General features: G+C 57.0%; 13 protein-coding genes, 2 tRNA genes and 3 rRNA genes. 7 read left to right on the plus strand and 11 right to left on the minus strand.

Translation table 11 applies throughout. The annotated features are described in order from the left end of the window. The first annotated feature begins 129 nt into the window (after positions 1–129). The gene (locus FEE99_RS23100) at positions 130–2058 is read left to right on the plus strand and encodes a transglycosylase SLT domain-containing protein (protein ID WP_041477355.1); all 1929 of its coding nucleotides are present in this window, start codon (positions 130–132) and stop codon (positions 2056–2058) included. A gap of 66 nt (positions 2059–2124) precedes the next feature. On the opposite strand, the gene FEE99_RS23105 is transcribed toward FEE99_RS23100, so the two are convergent. After that, positions 2125–3915, minus strand: a complete 1791-nt coding sequence (locus FEE99_RS23105; protein WP_167351305.1) for an ABC transporter transmembrane domain-containing protein — start codon at positions 3913–3915, stop codon at positions 2125–2127. Between the two features lie 258 nt (positions 3916–4173). Between FEE99_RS23105 and FEE99_RS23110 the strand changes: the two genes are divergently transcribed. Then, positions 4174–4353: a PA1571 family protein gene (locus tag FEE99_RS23110; RefSeq protein WP_024013646.1), complete on the plus strand. Its 180-nt coding sequence runs from the start codon at positions 4174–4176 to the stop codon at positions 4351–4353. 154 nt (positions 4354–4507) lie between these two features. Here FEE99_RS23110 and pdxB read toward each other — a convergent pair whose 3' ends face one another. After that, positions 4508–5653, minus strand: coding sequence for a 4-phosphoerythronate dehydrogenase PdxB (gene pdxB / locus FEE99_RS23115; RefSeq protein WP_041477359.1), 1146 nt, complete (start codon positions 5651–5653; stop codon positions 4508–4510). Positions 5654–5813: 160 nt separating this feature from the next. On the opposite strand from pdxB, the gene FEE99_RS23120 reads away from it, so the two are divergent. Continuing rightward, a complete protein-coding gene (locus tag FEE99_RS23120; RefSeq protein WP_041477396.1) occupies positions 5814–7223 on the plus strand; it encodes an MATE family efflux transporter in 1410 nt (469 codons plus the stop codon). Positions 7224–7271: 48 nt separating this feature from the next. Here the strand turns inward: FEE99_RS23120 and tusA are convergent, their stop codons facing one another. Next, entirely contained in the window at positions 7272–7520 is a 249-nt protein-coding gene (gene tusA / locus FEE99_RS23125; protein ID WP_016775503.1) for a sulfurtransferase TusA, read from the minus strand. A 162-nt stretch (positions 7521–7682) separates the two neighbouring features. Next, positions 7683–8756, minus strand: coding sequence for a 23S rRNA (cytidine(2498)-2'-O)-methyltransferase RlmM (rlmM, locus tag FEE99_RS23130; RefSeq protein WP_041477361.1), 1074 nt, complete (start codon positions 8754–8756; stop codon positions 7683–7685). A 222-nt stretch (positions 8757–8978) separates the two neighbouring features. Here rlmM and acnA point away from each other — a divergent pair, with 222 nt between their 5' ends. Then, on the plus strand, positions 8979–11720 hold the full coding sequence (acnA, locus tag FEE99_RS23135; protein WP_041477362.1) for an aconitate hydratase AcnA: 2742 nt from the start codon (positions 8979–8981) through the stop codon (positions 11718–11720). 314 nt (positions 11721–12034) lie between these two features. Here the strand turns inward: acnA and FEE99_RS23140 are convergent, their stop codons facing one another. Next, on the minus strand, positions 12035–12523 hold the full coding sequence (locus FEE99_RS23140; protein WP_016775506.1) for an SRPBCC family protein: 489 nt from the start codon (positions 12521–12523) through the stop codon (positions 12035–12037). Positions 12524–12699: 176 nt separating this feature from the next. On the opposite strand from FEE99_RS23140, the gene FEE99_RS23145 reads away from it, so the two are divergent. Next, complete coding sequence (locus FEE99_RS23145) at positions 12700–13614, plus strand: ADP-ribosylglycohydrolase family protein (RefSeq protein WP_041477364.1); 915 nt, start codon at positions 12700–12702, stop codon at positions 13612–13614. A gap of 40 nt (positions 13615–13654) precedes the next feature. Beyond that, on the plus strand, positions 13655–14059 hold the full coding sequence (locus FEE99_RS23150; protein ID WP_041477366.1) for a lysozyme inhibitor LprI family protein: 405 nt from the start codon (positions 13655–13657) through the stop codon (positions 14057–14059). Positions 14060–14103: 44 nt separating this feature from the next. On the opposite strand, the gene mrdA is transcribed toward FEE99_RS23150, so the two are convergent. The 6 genes from mrdA to FEE99_RS23180 all read right to left on the minus strand — a co-directional run bounded on the left by mrdA (position 14104) and on the right by FEE99_RS23180 (position 21411). Further along, positions 14104–15996 (minus strand): penicillin-binding protein 2, encoded by a 1893-nt coding sequence (gene mrdA, locus FEE99_RS23155; RefSeq protein WP_041477368.1) that lies wholly within the window; start codon positions 15994–15996, stop codon positions 14104–14106. A 191-nt stretch (positions 15997–16187) separates the two neighbouring features. After that, positions 16188–16303, minus strand: a 5S ribosomal RNA gene (gene rrf / locus FEE99_RS23160). Positions 16304–16456: 153 nt separating this feature from the next. Then, positions 16457–19350 (minus strand): 23S ribosomal RNA (locus FEE99_RS23165). Positions 19351–19588: 238 nt separating this feature from the next. Continuing rightward, a tRNA-Ala gene (locus FEE99_RS23170) sits at positions 19589–19664 on the minus strand. Between the two features lie 10 nt (positions 19665–19674). Then, positions 19675–19751: transfer RNA gene (locus FEE99_RS23175), tRNA-Ile, on the minus strand. Between the two features lie 123 nt (positions 19752–19874). After that, positions 19875–21411 (minus strand): 16S ribosomal RNA (locus FEE99_RS23180). The 16S, 23S and 5S rRNA genes sit together here with 2 tRNA genes alongside, the layout of an rRNA operon. Positions 21412–22078: 667 nt before the next feature. Between FEE99_RS23180 and rhtA the strand changes: the two genes are divergently transcribed. Then, the gene (gene rhtA, locus FEE99_RS23185) at positions 22079–22966 is read left to right on the plus strand and encodes a threonine/homoserine exporter RhtA (RefSeq protein ID WP_041478483.1); all 888 of its coding nucleotides are present in this window, start codon (positions 22079–22081) and stop codon (positions 22964–22966) included. Positions 22967–23009 lie beyond the last annotated feature (43 nt).

Genomic DNA, 23009 nt, shown 5'->3' on the forward strand with positions numbered 1-23009 from the left:
ACATTTGTTGCGAACTTGTGCAGCGAGGCTCGCAAAGCTTTCGCCGCTTGCTGGCAAAAGGCTAAGCTACAGTCAATTCAGTGCGGATTCCGATCGGCACTTGTCATGATTTCTCTGCCCGGATGTCTCATGCGCAGTCGCCTTTTCAGTGTTTTGTCCTGCTTGTTTCTTACCGCCGCTGCCGCTCAATCCGTCCAGGCGGTGGACTTGTCCACCCAACGCCAGTATTACGATGAAGCCAAGCGCGCCTTGGCCAAGGGTGATACCGGCCCGTATTTCCGTTACAGCCAGGCGCTGGCCGATTATCCGCTGGAACCGTATCTGGCCTATGACGAACTGACCGCGCGTCTGAAGACCGCGAGCAACGCAGAAATCGAGAAATTCCTCGCCGAACACGGTGACCTGCCGCAGGCCAACTGGATGAAGCTGCGCTGGTTGCGCTGGCTTGCCGACCGTGGCGACTGGGCGACCTTCGTCAAATATTACGATCCGAAGCTGAATTTCACTGAGCTCGACTGCCTCAACGCGCAGTACCAAATCAGCCACGACAAGAAGGCTGAAGGCTATGCCAACGCAGAAAAACTCTGGCTGACCGGCAAATCGCAACCCGCCGCCTGTGACGCGCTGTTCGGCATCTGGGCTGCCGACGGCCAGCTTACCGAGCAGAAACGTTGGGAGCGCACCAAACTTGCTGCGCAGGCACGCAACTATCCGCTGGCCAACAGCCTGATCAACGGCCTGACCACCCTAGCCCCGCGCGGGCGTTTGCTGGTCGACGTGGCGCAGAAACCCGAACTGCTCAACCAGCCGTCGCGCTTCACCCCGGCCGACGAGCCGATGTCAGACGTCGTCAGCCTCGGCTTGCGCCGCCTCGCCAGGCAGGATCCGGACAAGGCCATGGCCCTGCTCGACGGTTACGCCAGCAGCATGCATTTCTCTCGCGATGAGAAGGTCGCGATCGCTCGCGAGATCGGCCTGACCCTCGCGCGCCGCTTCGACAGCCGCGCGCTGGACGTGATGACCAAGTACGATCCGGAGCTGCGCGACAACACCGTCTCGGAATGGCGCCTGCGCCTGCTGCTGCGTCTGGCACGCTGGAACGATGCCTACGAATTGACCAAGCGTCTGCCGCAAGACCTGGCCGCCACCAACCGTTGGCGCTATTGGCAGGCGCGCAGTCTGGAACTGGCCGAGCCACAAAACCCGCAAGCGCTGACCCTGTACAAGAATCTGGCGCGGGAACGAGACTTCTACGGCTTCCTCGCCGCAGACCGTTCACAGTCGCCTTACTCGCTGAACAACAAGCCGCTGGTGCTCAGCCAGGCGTTGATCAACAAGGTTCGTAACACCCCCGGCGTGCGGCGCGCGCTGGAGTTTCATGCACGCGGGCAGATCGTCGACGGGCGTCGCGAGTGGTATCACGTCAGCCGTCATTTCAACCGCGATGAAATGGTCGCCCAGGCCAAACTGGCCTACGACCTGAAATGGTACTTCCCGGCGATTCGCACCATCAGTCAGGCGCAGTACTGGGACGACCTGGACATCCGCTTCCCGATGGCGCACCGCGATACCCTCGTGCGTGAAGCCAAGGTTCGCGGCCTGCATTCGAGCTGGGTGTTCGCGATCACCCGGCAGGAAAGTGCATTCATGGACGACGCGCGCTCCGGCGTCGGCGCCAGCGGTCTGATGCAACTGATGCCAGCCACCGCCAAGGAAACCGCACGCAAATTCAGCATCCCCCTGGCTTCGCCGCAGCAGGTGCTCAATCCAGACAAGAACATTCAGCTCGGCGCCGCTTACCTCAGCCAGGTTCACAGCCAGTTCAACGGCAACCGCGTGCTCGCCTCCGCCGCTTACAACGCCGGCCCCGGCCGCGTGCGTCAGTGGCTGCGCGGCGCAGATCACCTGAGCTTTGACGTCTGGGTGGAAAGCATCCCGTTCGACGAAACCCGTCAATACGTGCAGAACGTGTTGTCCTACTCGGTGATCTACGGGCAAAAGCTCAACTCGCCGCAACCGCTGGTGGATTGGCATGAGCGGTATTTTGATGATCAGTAATCACCAGGCTGACGCCGGATCATGAAAAATGCCCGTATCGTGAGATGCGGGCATTTTTTTGGTCGGTTACTCGGTCGATTGCTCAGTCTGAGATCGACCATCATTAAACTGCAACGCCGCCAGCCGTGCGTACAGCGGATTGCCGGCGATCAACTCCTGATGTGTCCCCACCGCTACCAGCTTGCCTTGATCCATCACCGCAATCCGGTCGGCGTTCTTCACCGTGGCCAGCCTGTGAGCGATCACCAGCGTGGTGCGGTTTTCCATCAGCGTTGGCAGGGCCTGCTGGATCAGATGTTCGCTCTGTGCGTCGAGGGCGCTGGTGGCTTCGTCAAGGAGCAGGATCGGCGCGTCCACTAGCAAGGCGCGGGCAATGGCCAGACGTTGGCGCTGACCGCCGGACAACCCGAGGCCGCCATCTCCCAGATGAGTCTGATAGCCGTCCGGCATTTGTTCGATGAAGTCGTGGGCGTGGGCAATTCGCGCAGCTTCCTTGACCTGCTCAAGCGTGGCCGTCGGGCAGCCGTAGCGAATGTTGTCCTCCACGCTGCCGAAAAACAACGCGGGGGTTTGCGAGACCAGGGCGAAACAGCGGCGCAGATCCAGCGGGTCAAGGCTGGTCAGCGGCACGCCATCGAGGAAAATCTGCCCCTCGCGTGGATCGTAGAAGCGCAACAACAAGTCGTAAACCGTGGACTTGCCCGCGCCCGACGGCCCCACTAATGCCAAGGTTTCGCCCGCCCTCACCGTCAGATTCAAGCCATCGACGGCGTAGTTTTCCGGACGCGAGGGGTAGGAAAAGCGCACGTCGCGCAGTTCAAGTTCACCTTTGACTCGCGCTGGCAGAGTGACCAGTCCGGTCAACGGTGGCTGGATGATGTTTTCCGAACGCAGCAATTCTGCGATCCGCTCCGCCGCGCCAGCAGCGCGCTGCAGCTCGCCGATCACTTCGCTCAGCGTGCCGAACGCACTGCCGACAATCAGGCTGTAGAAAACGAACGCCGCCAACTCGCCGGCTGATATCCGCCCCGCCATCACATCCATGCCGCCGACCCACAACATCACCGCCACCGCGCCAAGCACCAGCACGATCACTAGCGTGATCAACCACGCCCTCTGGAAGATCCTCTTACGCGCGGTTTCGAACGCCTGCTCGACGGTCGAGGCGAAACGCTGCTCGTCCTGGACCTGGTGGTTGTAGGCCTGCACGGTTTTGATCTGGCCGAGGGTTTCCGACACGTAGCTGCCAATGTCGGCGATGCGATCCTGGCTCTGGCGCGACAGATTGCGCACACGGCGGCCGAAAATCAGGATCGGCGCGATCACCAGCGGCAGTGCAATCACGACAATGCTGGTCAACTTCGGATTGGTGATGAACAGCAACACCACACCACCGATGACCATCAGCAGATTGCGCAGGAACAGCGAGAGCGACGAGCCGATCACCGATTGCAGCAGCGTGGTATCAGCGGTCAGGCGCGACTGGATTTCCGAGCTGCGGTTGTCCTCATAAAAGCCTGGATGCAGATACACCAGGTGATTGAACACTTGGCGGCGAATGTCGGCGACCACGCGCTCGCCTATCCACGACACCAGATAGAAACGGGCAAAGGTGCCCAGCGCCAGTCCGAGCACCAGCAACATGAAAATCCCGATCGACTGATTCAGCAGATGCGGCGAACGGGTCATGAAACCTTGGTCTACCAACAACTTGATGCCCTGCCCCATCGACAAGGTGATGCCGGCGGTGACGATCAACGCGAGTAGAGCGCCGAAGGCATGCCAGCGGTACGGCAGGAGAAAATGACTGGTCAGGCGCAGGGCACGCCGGTGTCGGGAAGAAAACATGGAGATCATGGAGTTCACGTCTGCGCAGATGGATCGGACCAGCCTACAGACTCAGATGGGGTGGAACTCTGTAAATCACAATGAGTCAGGTTAAATATGCCCGGGATGTCCGGATGCTAGAAACGATTGGTCTAAGGTTGCGGTTGAGACGAGCGGTCATTTCTGTTTGAGTAGAGATGCCGCCCGCCGACAGACCGCAGGGAGTTGTCACAGCCTGGTCACGTGGCGGTTTTAACTTAGGCACACAACCTGATGAGGAGACAGGCCATGTCCTTGCAACACAGCAGCGAAGACAAGATTGAAGTGATCCGCACCAAACCCGACCAGTCTCTGGGTTGCTCGATTATCGATGAGCAGGGCCGCGAAGTACCGATCACTGAAGACATGATCCAGGACGCGTGCCGCGAACTGGAGAAGCGATTGGTCAAGCCTGCCGAACAAGAGTGATGTAGCCACCGTCTTCCTGACCCGGCCCTGATTGGCCGGGTTTTTTATGTCTGTAATTTAGGTGCGAATCGTGTAGGAGCTGCCGAAGGCTGCGATCTTTTGATCTTCAAAAAGCAAGATCAAGAGATCGCAGCCTCGTTTCACTCGACAGCTCCTACAGGACACGGGTCGCCCCCAGCGCCTCAACAATCTGCCGCAGCACAGGCGCATCTCCTTCAATTCGCACCTTCAGCCCTTCGATCTCGCGTCGCACCGGGTACTGCTTGCGCAACGCATCAAACGCCGTACGCTGCTCAGCGACATTTCCCACCAGGCTGCGGCGGAAATCCGCATCATCGCGGCGCGGGTCATACACGCCCCGGCACAACATCGCCAGCGCCCACGCCGGATCGCTGTCACCGTGCAGGGAAACTTCCGACAACCAGGTTGCTGGCAGCAGATCGCTGAGCTGGATAGCTGCAGGTTGGCCGCTGAAAGCGCAGTAGGCCTGATAAATCTGCGCGGTCCCGCGTTGTTTGCCATCGAGGCTGTAACCGGCAATATGTGGCGTGGCCAATACGCAGAGCTCGGCCAGCGCAGGGTCGACTTCCGGTTCTTTTTCCCAGACGTCGAGCACCGCTTGCAGGTCCTCGCGCTCCAGCAGCACCTCACGCAGCGCTGCATTGTCCACTACAGGGCCACGCGCCGCGTTGATCAGCCATGCACCCTGCTTGAGTTGCTGCAAACGCTGTTGATCGAACAGGTGCCAGGTCGCTTCGTTGCCGCTGCGGGTCAATGGCGTATGCAGACTGATTACGTCGCACTGCTCGATGATCTGCTCAAGGCTGACATAATCGCCGCCCTCGGCAGCCTGACGTGGCGGATCGCAAACCTTGACGTTCCAGCCCAAGCCCTTGAGGACCTTGATCAAGCGCCCCCCCACTTCACCAGCGCCGACGACGCCGTAAGTGCGCTGAGTTAGATCCGCGCCTTCGATTTCGGCCAGTGTCATCAGACTGCCCAGTACGTAGTCGACTACACCACGGGCATTGCAACCCGGCGCGCTCGACCAGCAGATCCCGGCCTCGTTGAAGTAGTCAAGATCCAGATGATCGGTGCCGATGGTGCAGGTGCCGACAAAGCGCACCTTGCTGCCTTCAAGCAGCGCGCGATTGACGTTGGTCACCGAACGCACCAGCAACACATCGGCCTGCTCAACTGTCGCGCGGTCAATGGAGCGGCCCGGCACTCGGCGGATGTCGCCGAAACCGGCGAAAAAGGCATCGAGCAGCGGGATATTTTCGTCGGCAACAATCAGCATGGCGGGCTCCTTGGGCGGATCGGCAGTTTAGGTGCTGACGCGTCGATCAGCCAGCAGGGTTTGCGCTTACAAATGCGCAACAGAGGATTTTTCCTGACCGAGGCGTCAGCGGCGTAGAATGCGCCGCTCTGCGCATCAATACTTTCTGGACGCTTTGCCTGTGAACCCTGTAACTGACCAACCTGTCGCCGTCTCGCTGAGCCGCCCTGCGCGGATTCGCCTGGAGTTGAAAAACCTGCTCGCCTTGGCCCTGCCGATCATCATCGCGCAACTGGCGACCACGGCCATGGGCTTCGTCGATGCGGTGATGGCCGGGCGCGTCGGCCCCAAGGACCTGGCGGCAGTGGCGCTGGGCAACTCGATCTGGGTTCCGGTGTTTCTATTGATGACCGGCACCCTGCTGGCCACCACACCAAAAGTCGCGCAGCGTTTCGGCGCCGGCAAGCACAGCGAAATCGGCCCGATCGTGCGTCAGGCGTTGTGGCTGGCATTGGTAGTCGGATTGATCGCCACCTCGATGCTGATCGCTGCCGAGCCGGTGCTGCACCTGATGAAGGTCGATCCCGAGCTGATCGGCCCGTGCATGCAATATTTGCACGGCATCGCCAGCGGCTTGCCGGCGGTGGCCTTCTATCACGTGCTGCGCTGCACCAGCGATGGCATCGGCCGCACCCGCCCGGCCATGGTGCTGGGCCTCTGTGGTCTGGCGCTGAACATCCCGCTGAACTACATCTTCATTTATGGCCACTTCGGCGTGCCGGCCATGGGTGGCGTAGGCTGTGGTTGGGCCACGGCGATCGTGATGTGGGTAATGGCGCTGGGCCTGGCCGGGTATGAACGCTGGGCACCGGCCTATCGCTCAAGCGAATTGTTCAGCCGCTTCGACTGGCCGCAGTGGGCGGTGATCAAACGTCTGCTGTCGATTGGTTTGCCGATCGGCATCGCGGTGTTTGCCGAGTCGAGCATTTTTGCCGTGATTGCGCTGCTGATCGGCAGCCTCGGCGCGACGGTGGTGGCCGGGCATCAGATCGCGCTGAACGTCAGCTCGCTGGTATTCATGATTCCCTATTCGCTGGGCATGGCGGTCACCGTGCGTGTCGGTCAGGCGCTTGGGCGCGAAGAACCGCGTGAAGCGCGCTTTGCCGCCGGAGTCGGCATGGGCACGGCGCTGGCCTACGCCTGCCTGTCGGCGAGCCTGATGCTGGCGCTACGCGAGCCGATTGCGGCGATCTATACCGCTGATCCAACGGTGATTCATATTGCGGCGATGCTGATTGTCTATTCGGCGCTGTTCCAGTTTTCCGATGCGATCCAGGTGACTGCGGCCGGTGCACTGCGTGGCTATCAGGACACTCGGGTGACGATGATCCTGACCCTGTTCGCCTACTGGGGCATTGGTTTGCCGGTCGGTTATGCGCTGGGCCTGACCGATTGGCTCGGCGAGCCACGCGGTCCGAGCGGTTTGTGGCAGGGTTTGATCGTCGGCTTGAGCTGCGCAGCGTTGATGCTGTCGATTCGTCTGACACGCAGTGCGCGCAAGCGAATTCGAATCAGTCGTTCGGCGGGTTGATCACCCATAAAAAAAGACCTGCATTTGCAGGTCTTTTTTTGCCCTGAGTCAGGACTTCTTGCGAATCCAGTACAGATAGGTGCCGGCCTCTTCGTGCTGGCTGACCAGCTCATGGTCAAGAAACACGCAGAACTTGGGGATATCGCGCTTGGTCGAGGGATCGGTGGCGATCACCTTGAGCAAGCCGCCAGGCACCAGATCGCGGATGTGCTGGTGCAACATCATTACCGGTTCCGGGCAATTCAGACCGGTGGCGTCGAGGGTGCCGTCGACCGGGGTATCGATCATTTCACTCATGGTTCACTCCAGAAACTGGCCGACATTGTCGCGCATTGCTTGGGATATCGTCCAACCCATGTGGGAGCGAGCCTGCTCGCGAAGGCAATCCGTCAGTGAACACATCGCTGGCTGCCCCACCGCTTTCGCGAGCAGGCTCGCTCCCACAGGTTCAGTATTGTGTCAGCGCGATTTGGTTTTCCTGGTGTCGTGCCGGCGCAGATGGCAAGTCACTTCCTCGCGGTCGTGATACAGCTGCTTGCAGCCGATATCAACCTTGATCCCACGAGCCTTGAAACCATCGGCAATGCGCTCGAGCAGACGTTTCACTTCGGCATAACGCTGTTTCATCGGCAGCTTCAGGTTGACCACCGCCTCGCGGCAATGCCCCTCGCCGATCCACTCTTCCAGCATCGCCGCGTTGCGCGCCGGTTTCTCGACGATGTCGCAAACCATCCAGTCCACCGGCTGCTTCGGCTTGAAGGTAAAACCGTCCGCCATCAGATGCTGGACCAGCCCGGTTTCCATCAGGCTTTCAGCCATCGGGCCGTTGTCGATAGCCGTCACCAGCATGCCCCGGTTGACCAGTTGCCAGGTCCAGCCGCCCGGCGCGGCGCCGAGGTCAACGCCGGTCATGTCGCTGTGCAGGCGATCTTCCCACTGGTCGCGCGGAATGAAGTGGTGCCACGCCTCCTCCAGCTTCAAGGTCGAACGGCTGGGCGCCTCGCGAGGAAACTTCAGGCGCGGAATGCCCATCGGCCACATCGCCGAATTGCCGGCATCGGCCATGCCGAGAAACACTTCGCGGCCACTCTTGAAGGTCAGCAACAATCGCGGCTTGCTGGCGTCTTCCACCAGTTTGCCAGCGGCGGTCAGCGCCTTGCGCAGCGGGCCTTCGAACTTTTTGCAAAAGTTCGACAGTTCCTTGCCGTCATTCGTATCGACCACTTCCAGCCACAGACTGCCAAACACCGGGAAATCGGCCATGTGCGCGAGGATTACGCTGATGCGATCGTTTTCCGGCAGATCAATGAAAAAGCCCCGCGCCCACTGCCGAGGGAAAATCAATTCGGCGAAACGCTGACCGCGCATCAGGCGTTCGGCGCCGTCGGCTTCAGTGCAGACAAACTCGGCGCAGGCCGTGGCGGTTTTGGCTTTGGCGTAACCGGCGACATTGAGACGGGCGGCGAGATCGGAAATCTCCGAACAGACTTCGCCTTCGAAGCCGGGCCGGCAATGCATGAATAGGGTGTTCATTCTTACTCCTGGGCAACGGTCGATCATTCGACCGTTGCGCGATGCTCAAGCCTTGCGTTGCCGCAATGCCTGTCACGAAAACCGGCGCATGATAGCTGAAGTCGGAACCATGGTTGCGCCGATAGAGTCCAGTTATTAGCCAGCTACTCAAAACAGGGCTAGGTTTAATGCTCTGCCCGTCCCCTCAGTCCGTAGCCGTGCGGACTCAAAGGAGTGATCGTAATGCCGTCCCTCGATAGTCTGAAGTCACTGAAAACCCTACAAATCGATGCCACGACCTACCATTATTTCAGCCTGCCGGAAGCCGCCAAAAGCCTGGGCGACCTCGACAAGCTGCCGATGTCGTTGAAGGTCCTGCTGGAAAATCTGCTGCGCTGGGAAGACGAAAAAACCGTCACCGGCGCTGACCTCAAAGCCATCGCCGCCTGGCTCAAGGAGCGCCGCTCTGATCGGGAAATCCAATACCGTCCCGCCCGGGTATTGATGCAGGATTTTACTGGTGTCCCCGCCGTCGTCGATCTCGCCGCAATGCGCGCGGCGATGGCCAAGGCTGGTGGCGATCCGCAGCGGATCAATCCGTTGTCGCCGGTGGACCTGGTGATTGACCACTCGGTGATGGTCGACAAGTTTGGCAGCGCCAGTGCGTTTGAACAGAACGTCGACATCGAAATGCAACGCAACGGCGAGCGCTATGCCTTTCTGCGCTGGGGCCAGAGTGCGTTCGATAACTTCAGCGTGGTCCCGCCGGGTACCGGCATCTGCCACCAGGTCAACCTTGAGTACCTCGGCCGCACCGTCTGGACCAAAGAGGAGGATGGCCGCACCTACGCGTTTCCCGACACGCTGGTCGGCACCGACTCCCACACCACCATGATCAACGGCCTCGGCGTACTCGGCTGGGGCGTGGGCGGGATCGAAGCGGAAGCGGCGATGCTTGGGCAACCGGTATCGATGCTGATTCCAGAAGTGATCGGCTTCAAACTCACCGGCAAACTCAAGGAAGGCATCACCGCCACCGATCTGGTGCTGACCGTAACGCAGATGCTGCGCAAGAAAGGCGTGGTCGGCAAATTCGTCGAGTTCTATGGCGATGGTCTCGCCGATCTGCCACTGGCCGACCGCGCAACCATCGCCAACATGGCCCCGGAATACGGGGCGACGTGCGGCTTCTTCCCGGTCGACGATGTCACGCTGGAATACCTGCGCCTCTCCGGCCGGCCGCCGGAAGTGGTGAAACTGGTCGAGGCGTACACCAAGGCTCAAGGCCTGTGGCGTCTGCCGGGTCAGGAGCCGGTGTTCACCGACAGCCTGGCCTTGGACATGGGCAGCGTCGAGGCCAGCCTGGCCGGACCGAAACGTCCGCAGGATCGCGTCTCCCTGCCGAACGTCGCGCAGGCCTTCAGTGATTTCATCGACCTGCAATTCAAACCCACCAGCAAGGAAGAAGGACGCCTGGAAAGCGAGGGTGGCGGCGGCGTAGCAGTGGGCAACGCCGATCTGGTGGGCGAAGCGGACTACGAATACGAGGGCAAGACCTATCGCCTGAAAAACGGTGCAGTGGTCATCGCCGCGATCACTTCCTGCACCAACACTTCCAACCCGAGCGTGATGATGGCGGCCGGGTTGCTGGCGAAGAAAGCCGTCGAGAAAGGTCTGACACGCAAGCCTTGGGTCAAAAGCTCACTGGCCCCCGGTTCGAAAGTCGTCACCGACTATTACAAGGCTGCCGGGCTGACTCAGTACCTTGATCAGCTCGGGTTTTCGTTGGTCGGTTACGGCTGCACCACCTGCATCGGCAACTCCGGGCCACTGCCGGAGCCGATCGAGAAAGCCATTCAAAAAGCCGATCTGACCGTCGCGTCGGTCTTGTCCGGCAACCGCAACTTCGAAGGTCGCGTGCATCCACTGGTGAAAACCAACTGGCTGGCCTCGCCTCCGCTGGTCGTCGCCTACGCACTGGCTGGCAGCGTGCGCACCGACATCAGCAGCGAACCGCTGGGTGAGGATCAGCAGGGCAATCCGGTGTACCTGCGCGATATCTGGCCGAGCAGCCGGGAAATCGCCGAGGCGGTGAATCAGGTCAACACGGCGATGTTCCACAAGGAATACGCCGAAGTGTTTGCCGGTGATGAGCAATGGCAGGCCATCGAGGTGCCGCAAGCGGCGACTTACGTGTGGCAGGACGATTCGACCTACATTCAGCATCCACCTTTCTTCGACGACATTTCCGGCCCTCTGCCGGAAGTCAAAGACGTCAAAGGCGCGCGGGTCTTGGCCTTGCTAGGCGATTCAGTGACCACCGACCACATCTCCCCCGCCGGCAACATCAAGATCGACAGCCCGGCCGGGCGATACCTGCAGGAAAAAGGAGTGGAGCCGCGCGACTTCAACTCCTACGGTTCCCGTCGCGGCAATCATGAAGTGATGATGCGCGGTACGTTTGCCAACATCCGTATTCGCAACGAGATGCTGGGTGGCGAGGAAGGTGGCAACACCCTTTACATTCCCACCGGGGAAAAAATGGCGATCTATGACGCAGCGATGAAATATCAGGCTTCGGGTACGCCGTTGGTGGTGATTGCCGGTCAGGAGTACGGCACCGGGTCGAGCCGTGACTGGGCGGCGAAAGGCACCAATCTGCTGGGCGTCAAAGCGGTGATTGCGGAGAGCTTCGAACGTATTCACCGCTCGAATCTGGTCGGCATGGGTGTGCTGCCGTTGCAGTTCAAGCTTGATCAGAATCGCAAGAGTCTCAATCTGACCGGCAAAGAGACGTTCGAGATTCTGGGATTGACCGGCGTCGAGCTGAGGCCGCGGATGAACCTGCCGCTGGTTATCACTCGGGAGGATGGGCGTCAGGAGAGAATCGAAGTCTTGTGCCGCATTGATACGCTGAATGAGGTCGAGTACTTCAAATCCGGGGGGATCCTGCATTATGTGTTGCGGCAGTTGATTGCTTCGTGACGGGATGACATTCGCCCAGGCTGTGATCTTTTTGACCTGGCTTTTAAAAGCAGGATCAAAAGATCGCAGCCTTCGGCGGCTCCTACATTCAGGCGAAAAAAAACCCGCCGAAGCGGGTTTTTCCCAAGACCATTATCGACTCCCTGTCGGCAGCGATCCTTGCGATGGTCGATCGTCCATGATCCTGAAACACTCCCTGTGTCTCAGTTGATGTGTGTAGATTACCCAGTGGATCCAATCAGCAATAGTCGTAAAAGCTACCAACGCGTGTAAGACATTCGCCATACAAACACTTCCGAAAACCCTTAGACCTGTCAGGCACCGCCGCTTTCACGAGCCCTGGCGCTTTCGGCGAGAAACTGTTCAAGCCTGCTCAACTGCTCCTCCCAGCCGCGACTGTCCATGTAATACGCCTCTTTCTGACGGATATCAGGGATGTGCGCGAAGCCGGATTCCGAGACCTTGAGTAGAGTGCCGTCCTCGAAGTCCTGCAATTCGAACTTGACCAGCGTGGTCGGCTCTTGCGAGTAGTCGATCTTCGGGTTGACCGCATACGGGTGCCAGCGGAAAGAAAACAACTGCTGCGGCTCGACCCGCTCGATCAGCACATTCCACAATACGTGTTCATAACCGGGGTACGTGACCTGGCCCTGCGTCCACTCACCGGCAATGAAGCGCCGGCCCTCAAGTGCCACGCCAAACCACTGGCCGAACGCCTCTGCATCGACCAATGCGCGCCAGACATGGGAACGCGACGCCTTGAGCGTGATCTTGCGTTCGAAACTGTTAGGTACTGGTTTCATACGTCACCTCCTGTTCTGAACACTAGGCTTGTATGACCACATGTCCAATGCGAAGTTGTATCCAGGCGCTGCAGGCATCGATTCGAGCGGACACATCCTGCGGTAGTTTGCGCTCTGTGATCGGCGCCGCCTGACCTGTTATCTTTCCAGCGAATCCGCAGAAACAAGGACGAATCATGCAGCCCTCTCTTGCCGATCGGTATCGCGGCGCCCTCCTCGGCCTGGCTTGCGGCGATGCGGTCGGTACAACAGTTGAGTTCCAGCCGCGAGGATCATTCCAGCCGCTGAGCGACATGGTCGGCGGTGGCCCGTTCCAGCTCAAGCCAGGGCAATGGACCGATGACACCTCAATGGCACTCTGCCTGGCCGAGAGCCTGCTGCGCAAAAACGGTTTCGACGCGGCTGATCAGATGGGCCGCTATCTCAATTGGTGGAAATGGGGATACCTGAGCTCCACCGGGGAATGTTTCGACATCGGCATGACCGTCAGCCAGGCGCTGGAACAGTTTCAGCGAACCGGGAAGCCTTTCGCGGGGTCGACTGATCCATTGACTGCTGGTAACGGGTCGCTGATGCGATTGGCTCCTGTCGTGCTGTTTTATTTTCCCGACGCTAGACAGATCCAGATCCACGCCGCCGACAGTTCGCGCACAACCCATGCGGCGCCGGAGGCAATCGAGTGCTGCCAATTGCTGGCTGATATGATCGCACGAGCGCTCGAGGGAGCCGACAAAACGCAACTGCGCCAATCGCTACTTGCAGAGTATTCCCAACCCAAGGTGGTTGCGATCGCGCGGGGTGAGTATTTCGGCAAAAAAGAAAACGAAATCAAGGGCAGCGGCTATAGCGTGCAATCATTGGAAGCCGCTTTGTGGTGCTTCCATCACACGCAAACGTACGCTGACGCGATACTGAAAGCAGCCAATCTCGGTGATGATGCGGATACCACAGCTGCTATCGTGGGTCAGTTGGCCGGTACTTACTACGGCGCTCGGGCAATTCCCGAGCACTGGCTGGAGCGGCTGCATGACGGCGAGGAAATCACGGCCACTGCGGATCGCTTGCTTGAGGCCTCCCGGCTACGTACATAACACTCGATACACTCTTTCCACTCGATACAGCGAGAACCTTATGTCAGTGCGTCTGCTTCTGGCCTCTGCGCCCTTTTTGTTTGCCCCTTTCGCCCATGCCGCCGTTGATTGCGCCAACGCCAGCGATCAGGCGACGATGAATCAATGCGCGGGGCAAGCCTTCAAAGCGGCAGACAAGGAACTGAATACGCTCTATCAGCAGATCACCGGACGCCTGAAGGACAACCCGGACGGAAAGAAGCTGCTGGTCAACGCGCAGCGGGCGTGGGTCAGCTTTCGGGATGCCGAGTGCAAGTTTTCGGCTTCTGGGGTGGCAGGCGGGAGTGTTTATCCATTGGTTTACAGTAGTTGTCTTACAGCCGTAACCAAGGCCAGAGTAGAAACCCTCAAGCAGTATTTGAAATGTGAGGAAGGTGATATGAGCTGCCCGGTACCCGGTGCGTAATCACAGGCTCCGCTTACGGAGCCTGTGCTGTGAACCGTTACGCCTCAGACGTGAGGATCGCCCGGCGCTTTGCTCGGCGCAGCGTATTGAGGTTTAAGGTGACCATCCTGATCGAGTAACCAGGCGTCCATGATCTGCCGCACGACCGGACCGGCAACACGACCACCCGCCTCGCCGTTTTCGATCATTACCGAGATGGCGATCTTCGGATGTTCGGCCGGTGCGAATCCTACAAACAGGGCGTTGTCACGGTGGCGCTCCAGGGTTTTCTCGCGGTTGTAGCGCTCCCCTTGCTTGATCGCTACCACTTGCGCCGTGCCACTCTTGCCGGCGATGCGGTATTGCGCACCCGCAGCGGCCGCACGGGCAATACCTCGAGCATCGTGCATGACCATCTGCATACCGTGATTGACCTGCTCCCAATCGCGCGGGTCCTTGAGCAGGATATTGGGCATTGGATGTTCGTCGACCGGCGCTACACCGTCGACCGACTTGGCCAAGTGCGGCCGGTTCCATATCCCCTTATTGGCGATCAGGGCAGTGGCCTGGGCCAATTGCAGCGGTGTGACCTGCATGTATCCCTGGCCGATGCCGAGAATAACCGTCTCGCCGGGATACCAGGCCTGTCGCCGTGTAGCGCGTTTCCACGCTTGCGACGGCATCAGACCGGGGGACTCTTCAAACATGTCCAGCGAGACTTTTTCACCAAGGCCGAACATCGCCATGTAGTCGTGCAGACGATCGATGCCAAGCTTGTGCGCCAGGTCGTAGAAGTAGGTGTCGTTGGAACGCATGATCGCCGCGTCCATGTCCACCCAGCCATCACCGCTGTGGTTCCAGTTGCGATACTTGTGATCGAAGTCCGGTAATTGGTAATAGCCGGGATCGTATACGCGGGTCTGCGGAGTTACGACGCCTGCGTCCAGCCCTGCGATGGCGACTTCCGGTTTGATCGTCGAGCCTGGGGCGTACAGGCCACGCAATACGCGGTTGAACAATGGCCGATCGATGGAATCCCGCAGCGCTGAATATTCCTTCGAACTGATCCCGGTGACGAACAGATTCGGATCGAAACTCGGATTGCTGACCATCGCCAGCACTTCTCCAGTGGACGGATCGAGAGCTACCACCGAACCACGACGGTCTCCCAAAGCAGCTTCGGCGGCTTCCTGCAGTTTGACGTCAAGACTGAGGACGATGTTTTTACCTGGCACCGGATCGGTATGCTTGAGCACCCGCAGCACGCGGCCTTGAGCATTGGTCTCGACTTCTTCGTAACCGACATGGCCGTGTAACTGCGCCTCATAGAAACGCTCGATACCGGTTTTACCAATGGACTGCGTACCTCGGTATTCCACGGAGTCGAGGGTTTTAGCTTCCTTTTCATTGATCCGACCGACATAACCGATCGAATGAGCGAAATGTGCGCCGAGAGGATAGTGCCGGACAAACTGCGGTTCGACATCAATCCCCGGCAGGCGAAATTCGTTCACCGCCAGGACGGCGATCTGCTCTTCCGTCAGCTCATAAAACAGTGTGACCGGTGTGAATGGATGCCGGGATTGCTTCATCGCCTTGTCGAATACCGTGCGGTCTTCAGCAGGCAAGTGCAGCAAGTTGATGACTTCGTCCAATTCTTGATTGACGTCGGTTGCACGCTCACGGGTGATGGTCAGGTTGTAGCTGGGACGGTTGTCGGCGAGTAATACGCCGTTGCGGTCGTAGATCAATCCCCGCGTCGGCGGTATCGGCAGGACATGGACACGGTTGTTTTCGGAGATGGTCGAGTGGTAATCGAATTCCACGACCTGGAGAATGTACAGGCGCACCACCAAAGCGCAGCTGATGGCGAACACGAACAGAGCACAGGCAATCAAGCGTTTGTTGACCAGCCTCGTCTCTTTTTCATGGTCCTTGATCGGGATTGGTTCAGGCATTTCTACAGCAACTCTTAGACGTAAATGAGTGCCGATCCGTGGGCAGGGCATCAGTCCGTTAAAAAACGAGCTGCACCATACCAAAACTCGCCATCCACTTCAGGATGAATTTCCCCGGTGGCAGGCTAAAAACTTTCTCGCAGGCAAAACAAAACCCCAACTGCTTTCGCAATTGGGGTTTCGGAATTTAATCTTGACGATGACCTACTCTCACATGGGGAAACCCCACACTACCATCGGCGATGCATCGTTTCACTGCTGAGTTCGGGATGGGATCAGGTGGTTCCAACGCTCTATGGTCGTCAAGAAATTCGGGTACTGACTCGGGACCAGACGGCCTCGCTTCAGCAAATTGGGTATGTGACAGCTGGTGTTTGTGCGTTTCGAACTTTCGGTTCGTTTCGTCTTCACACACCGCAATCTGGCGCCTTTTCAGGTCAGCAAATTGCTTGGGTGTTATATGGTCAAGCCTCACGGGCAATTAGTATTGGTTAGCTCAACGCCTCACAGCGCTTACACACCCAACCTATCAACGTCGTAGTCTTCGACGGCCCTTCAGGGAACTCAAGGTTCCAGTGAGATCTCATCTTGAGGCAAGTTTCCCGCTTAGATGCTTTCAGCGGTTATCTTTCCCGAACATAGCTACCCGGCAATGCCACTGGCGTGACAACCGGAACACCAGAGGTTCGTCCACTCCGGTCCTCTCGTACTAGGAGCAGCCCCTCTCAAATCTCAAACGTCCACGGCAGATAGGGACCGAACTGTCTCACGACGTTCTAAACCCAGCTCGCGTACCACTTTAAATGGCGAACAGCCATACCCTTGGGACCGGCTTCAGCCCCAGGATGTGATGAGCCGACATCGAGGTGCCAAACACCGCCGTCGATATGAACTCTTGGGCGGTATCAGCCTGTTATCCCCGGAGTACCTTTTATCCGTTGAGCGATGGCCCTTCCATACAGAACCACCGGATCACTAAGACCTACTTTCGTACCTGCTCGACGTGTCTGTCTCGCAGTCAAGCGCGCTTTTGCCTTTATACTCTACGACCGATTTCCGACCGGTCTGAGCGCACCTTCGTACTCCTCCGTTACTCTTTAGGAGGAGACCGCCCCAGTCAAACTACCCACCATACACTGTCCTCGATCCGGATAACGGACCTGAGTTAGAACCTCAAAGTTGCCAGGGTGGTATTTCAAGGATGGCTCCACGCGAACTGGCGTCCACGCTTCAAAGCCTCCCACCTATCCTACACAAGCAAATTCAAAGTCCAGTGCAAAGCTATAGTAAAGGTTCACGGGGTCTTTCCGTCTAGCCGCGGATACACTGCATCTTCACAGCGATTTCAATTTCACTGAGTCTCGGGTGGAGACAGCGCCGCCATCGTTACGCCATTCGTGCAGGTCGGAACTTACCCGACAAGGAATTTCGCTACCTTAGGACCGTTATAGTTACGGCCGCCGTTTACCGGGGCTTCGATCAAGAGCTTCGCGTTAGCTAACCCCATCAATTAACCTTCCGGCACCGGGCAGGCGTCACACCCTATACGTCCACTTTCGTGTTTGCAGAGTGCTGTGTTTTTAATAAACAGTCGCAGCGGCCTGGTATCTTCGACCGGCATGAGCTTACGGAGCAAGTCCTTCACCCTCACCGGCGCACCTTCTCCCGAAGTTACGGTGCCATTTTGCCTAGTTCCTTCACCCGAGTTCTCTCAAGCGCCTTGGTATTCTCTACCCAACCACCTGTGTCGGTTTGGGGTACGGTTCCTGGTTACCTGAAGCTTAGAAGCTTTTCTTGGAAGCATGGCATCAACCACTTCGTCACCCAAAGGGTAACTCGTCATCAGCTCTCGGCCTTAAGATCCCGGATTTACCTAAGATCTCAGCCTACCACCTTAAACTTGGACAACCAACGCCAAGCTGGCCTAGCCTTCTCCGTCCCTCCATCGCAATAACCAGAAGTACAGGAATATTAACCTGTTTTCCATCGACTACGCTTTTCAGCCTCGCCTTAGGGACCGACTAACCCTGCGTCGATTAACGTTGCGCAGGAAACCTTGGTCTTTCGGCGTGGGTGTTTTTCACACCCATTGTCGTTACTCATGTCAGCATTCGCACTTCTGATACCTCCAGCAAGCTTCTCAACTCACCTTCACAGGCTTACAGAACGCTCCTCTACCGCATCACCCGAAGGTGATACCCGTAGCTTCGGTGTATGGTTTGAGCCCCGTTACATCTTCCGCGCAGGCCGACTCGACTAGTGAGCTATTACGCTTTCTTTAAAGGGTGGCTGCTTCTAAGCCAACCTCCTAGCTGTCTAAGCCTTCCCACATCGTTTCCCACTTAACCATAACTTTGGGACCTTAGCTGACGGTCTGGGTTGTTTCCCTTTTCACGACGGACGTTAGCACCCGCCGTGTGTCTCCCATGCTCGGCACTTGTAGGTATTCGGAGTTTGCATCGGTTTGGTAAGTCGGGATGACCCCCTAGCCGAAACAGTGCTCTACCCCCTACAGTGATACATGAGGCGCTACCTAAATAGCTTTCGAGGAGAACCAGCTATCTCCGAGCTTGATTAGCCTTTCACTCCGATCCACAGGTCATCCGCTAACTTTTCAACGGTAGTCGGTTCGGTCCTCCAGTCAGTGTTACCTAACCTTCAACCTGCCCATGGATAGATCGCCCGGTTTCGGGTCTATTCCCAGCGACTAGACGCCCTATTAAGACTCGCTTTCGCTACGCCTCCCCTATTCGGTTAAGCTCGCCACTGAAAATAAGTCGCTGACCCATTATACAAAAGGTACGCAGTCACAGAACAAAGTCTGCTCCCACTGCTTGTACGCATACGGTTTCAGGATCTATTTCACTCCCCTCTCCGGGGTTCTTTTCGCCTTTCCCTCACGGTACTAGTTCACTATCGGTCAGTCAGTAGTATTTAGCCTTGGAGGATGGTCCCCCCATATTCAGACAAAGTTTCTCGTGCTCCGTCCTACTCGATTTCATGACTAAGAGATTTTCGCGTACAGGGCTATCACCCACTATGGCCGCACTTTCCAGAGCGTTCCGCTAATCTCAAAGCCACTTAAGGGCTAGTCCCCGTTCGCTCGCCACTACTAAGGGAATCTCGGTTGATTTCTTTTCCTCAGGGTACTTAGATGTTTCAGTTCCCCTGGTTCGCCTCTTGCACCTATGTATTCAGTACAAGATAACCATCTTATGATGGCTGGGTTCCCCCATTCAGACATCTCCGGATCAAAGTCTGTTTGCCGACTCCCCGAAGCTTTTCGCAGGCTACCACGTCTTTCATCGCCTCTGACTGCCAAGGCATCCACCGTATGCGCTTCTTCACTTGACCATATAACCCCAAGCAATCTGGTTATACTGTGAAGACGACATTCGCCGAAAATTCGAATTTCTCAACTAAGAGAACTCACAAATTTTACCTTAGCCTGATCCGTTACCAGTGAAAGTAACGTTCAGTCTATCTTTCTATCACATACCCAAATTTTTAAAGAACGATCTAATCAAAAGACTAGAAATCAATATTCAATGCGAATATTCATTTCTAAACTCTCAAACTTCGAAGCAGTTTATGGTGGAGCCAAGCGGGATCGAACCGCTGACCTCCTGCGTGCAAGGCAGGCGCTCTCCCAGCTGAGCTATGGCCCCATAACAAAATTGGTGGGTCTGGGCAGATTCGAACTGCCGACCTCACCCTTATCAGGGGTGCGCTCTAACCAACTGAGCTACAGACCCAATTTCGAGCTTGTAACTGTTAGCTCAGAGCTATCAGCTTGGAGCTTAAAGCTGCTTCTATCGTCTTCTTCAATGAATCAAGCAATTCGTGTGGGAGCTCATGCAGCAGCTGATGTCGTCGATTAAGGAGGTGATCCAGCCGCAGGTTCCCCTACGGCTACCTTGTTACGACTTCACCCCAGTCATGAATCACACCGTGGTAACCGTCCCCCCGAAGGTTAGACTAGCTACTTCTGGTGCAACCCACTCCCATGGTGTGACGGGCGGTGTGTACAAGGCCCGGGAACGTATTCACCGCGACATTCTGATTCGCGATTACTAGCGATTCCGACTTCACGCAGTCGAGTTGCAGACTGCGATCCGGACTACGATCGGTTTTATGGGATTAGCTCCACCTCGCGGCTTGGCAACCCTTTGTACCGACCATTGTAGCACGTGTGTAGCCCAGGCCGTAAGGGCCATGATGACTTGACGTCATCCCCACCTTCCTCCGGTTTGTCACCGGCAGTCTCCTTAGAGTGCCCACCATTACGTGCTGGTAACTAAGGACAAGGGTTGCGCTCGTTACGGGACTTAACCCAACATCTCACGACACGAGCTGACGACAGCCATGCAGCACCTGTCTCAATGTTCCCGAAGGCACCAATCCATCTCTGGAAAGTTCATTGGATGTCAAGGCCTGGTAAGGTTCTTCGCGTTGCTTCGAATTAAACCACATGCTCCACCGCTTGTGCGGGCCCCCGTCAATTCATTTGAGTTTTAACCTTGCGGCCGTACTCCCCAGGCGGTCAACTTAATGCGTTAGCTGCGCCACTAAGAGCTCAAGGCTCCCAACGGCTAGTTGACATCGTTTACGGCGTGGACTACCAGGGTATCTAATCCTGTTTGCTCCCCACGCTTTCGCACCTCAGTGTCAGTATCAGTCCAGGTGGTCGCCTTCGCCACTGGTGTTCCTTCCTATATCTACGCATTTCACCGCTACACAGGAAATTCCACCACCCTCTACCATACTCTAGCTTGCCAGTTTTGGATGCAGTTCCCAGGTTGAGCCCGGGGATTTCACATCCAACTTAACAAACCACCTACGCGCGCTTTACGCCCAGTAATTCCGATTAACGCTTGCACCCTCTGTATTACCGCGGCTGCTGGCACAGAGTTAGCCGGTGCTTATTCTGTCGGTAACGTCAAAACAGCAAAGTATTAATTTACTGCCCTTCCTCCCAACTTAAAGTGCTTTACAATCCGAAGACCTTCTTCACACACGCGGCATGGCTGGATCAGGCTTTCGCCCATTGTCCAATATTCCCCACTGCTGCCTCCCGTAGGAGTCTGGACCGTGTCTCAGTTCCAGTGTGACTGATCATCCTCTCAGACCAGTTACGGATCGTCGCCTTGGTGAGCCATTACCTCACCAACTAGCTAATCCGACCTAGGCTCATCTGATAGCGCAAGGCCCGAAGGTCCCCTGCTTTCTCCCGTAGGACGTATGCGGTATTAGCGTTCCTTTCGAAACGTTGTCCCCCACTACCAGGCAGATTCCTAGGCATTACTCACCCGTCCGCCGCTGAATCCAGGAGCAAGCTCCTTTCATCCGCTCGACTTGCATGTGTTAGGCCTGCCGCCAGCGTTCAATCTGAGCCATGATCAAACTCTTCAGTTCAAACATCTTTGGGTTTTTAAGAAACCCTAAACTTGGCTCAGCAATCGTTGGTTACATCTTTGATTTCTCGCGGAGTAACTTGTGATGCTGATAATCTTGTTGACTATCAGTCTGACTGCACAAGCACCCACACGAATTGCTTGATTCAGTTGTTAAAGAGCGGTTGGTTAAGATCTTTCGTCTCAACCGAGGCGCGCATTCTACAGCAGCCTCATTTGCTGTCAAGTGATTATTTTCAGAAGTTTTCGAAGAATTCTTCAACAACTTCAACCACTTGCGCTTCCGATCTCTCGTTAGCGGGAGGCGAATTCTACAGCGTTAATCGCTGCTGTCAACACCTCTTTTTCTCCGCTTTCGACCGAGAAGATCGAACCGTTAAAAGAGCTACACATCACTACTCTTTCAACTCCTTCCAGGCTTCGATGATCTGAAGCAAGCCGCTGTCGAAAATCGCGTAACTCTTTGAATCTCAAGGAGTTTTCCGTTTCGACTGCGCCGGAAGTGGGGCGAATTATAGACCTCTGGAATCTGCCGTCAACCGTTAATTTCGCTTTTCTTTCAAATCAGCAAAAACGCTTTCTATATATAGACGCGCCCCCATCCAATGCGCAGTATATTGCCCACTACCACAACAATACTGTGTTTTTGCCTTGGATGCTGCCGCGCAATGAATGATCAACCTCGCTCCCTTGCTTCCACATTGTTTCCGGTTTGCCTGCTCATGATAGCCATGGCGTCCATCCAGTCGGGCGCTTCTCTGGCCAAAAGCATGTTCCCCATTATCGGCGCACAAGGAACAACCACTCTTCGCCTGATCTTTGCCAGCGTGATCATGCTGCTGATACTGCGCCCATGGCGTGCAAAGCTGACCGCCAAGTCTCTTCGTACCGTGATCGTCTACGGAATGGCATTGGGTGGAATGAACTTCCTCTTTTATATGTCGCTGCGCACAGTGCCACTGGGCATCGCCGTTGCGCTGGAATTCACCGGCCCATTGGCGGTAGCTATATATGCCTCCCGCCGCGCCATCGATTTTGTCTGGATCGCGCTCGCTGCAGTCGGTTTGCTCCTATTAATACCTACTGGGGCAACCACTGCTGGCATTGACCTCGTCGGAGCGGGCTATGCGCTGGGCGCCGGGGTCTGCTGGGCGCTGTACATTTTGTTCGGGCAAAAGGCCGGCGCCGATAACGGGGTGACGACGGCAGCCCTCGGCGTAATGATCGCCGCGCTGTTCGTGGCGCCCATTGGAATCGTTCATGCCGGCGCTGCGCTGCTTACACCATCACTGATTCCGATCGCTATCGGCGTTGCCATTCTGTCGACCGCCCTGCCCTATACCCTGGAGATGGTCGCGCTGACGCGTATGCCCGCGCGCACCTTCGGCACGCTCATGAGTATCGAACCGGCCTTCGGAGCACTATCAGGTCTGCTTTTTCTCCAGGAATACCTTTCATTGTCACAATGGCTGGCCATCCTGTGCATTATTCTGGCTTCAGTGGGCGCAACCATGACCATGAGTAGCGGAGCAAAGCCTGCTGTCGCGGCTGACTGAAGCGTAGCGAAAGTGGCTCTGGTAATTGGCGCTCATTTAGGCC

It is taken from the genome of Pseudomonas sp. ef1 (assembly GCF_007293365.2).
Taxonomy (GTDB): domain Bacteria; phylum Pseudomonadota; class Gammaproteobacteria; order Pseudomonadales; family Pseudomonadaceae; genus Aquipseudomonas; species Aquipseudomonas siliginis.

Excerpts from the sequence above, each read along its gene's own strand:
- FEE99_RS23150 (WP_041477366.1), top strand. The coding sequence starts at position 13,655 with ATGTCAGTGCGTCTGCTTCTGGCCTCTGCGCCCTTTTTGTTTGCCCCT.
- rhtA (WP_041478483.1), top strand. The coding sequence starts at position 22,079 with ATGAATGATCAACCTCGCTCCCTTGCTTCCACATTGTTTCCGGTTTGC.
- pdxB (WP_041477359.1), bottom strand. The coding sequence starts at position 5,653 with ATGCTGATTGTTGCCGACGAAAATATCCCGCTGCTCGATGCCTTTTTC.
- FEE99_RS23145 (WP_041477364.1), top strand. The coding sequence starts at position 12,700 with ATGCAGCCCTCTCTTGCCGATCGGTATCGCGGCGCCCTCCTCGGCCTG.
- FEE99_RS23110 (WP_024013646.1), top strand. The coding sequence starts at position 4,174 with ATGTCCTTGCAACACAGCAGCGAAGACAAGATTGAAGTGATCCGCACC.
- FEE99_RS23100 (WP_041477355.1), top strand. The coding sequence starts at position 130 with ATGCGCAGTCGCCTTTTCAGTGTTTTGTCCTGCTTGTTTCTTACCGCC.
- tusA (WP_016775503.1), bottom strand. The coding sequence starts at position 7,520 with ATGAGTGAAATGATCGATACCCCGGTCGACGGCACCCTCGACGCCACC.
- mrdA (WP_041477368.1), bottom strand. The coding sequence starts at position 15,996 with ATGCCTGAACCAATCCCGATCAAGGACCATGAAAAAGAGACGAGGCTG.
- FEE99_RS23105 (WP_167351305.1), bottom strand. The coding sequence starts at position 3,915 with ATGATCTCCATGTTTTCTTCCCGACACCGGCGTGCCCTGCGCCTGACC.
- rlmM (WP_041477361.1), bottom strand. The coding sequence starts at position 8,756 with ATGAACACCCTATTCATGCATTGCCGGCCCGGCTTCGAAGGCGAAGTC.
- acnA (WP_041477362.1), top strand. The coding sequence starts at position 8,979 with ATGCCGTCCCTCGATAGTCTGAAGTCACTGAAAACCCTACAAATCGAT.
- FEE99_RS23140 (WP_016775506.1), bottom strand. The coding sequence starts at position 12,523 with ATGAAACCAGTACCTAACAGTTTCGAACGCAAGATCACGCTCAAGGCG.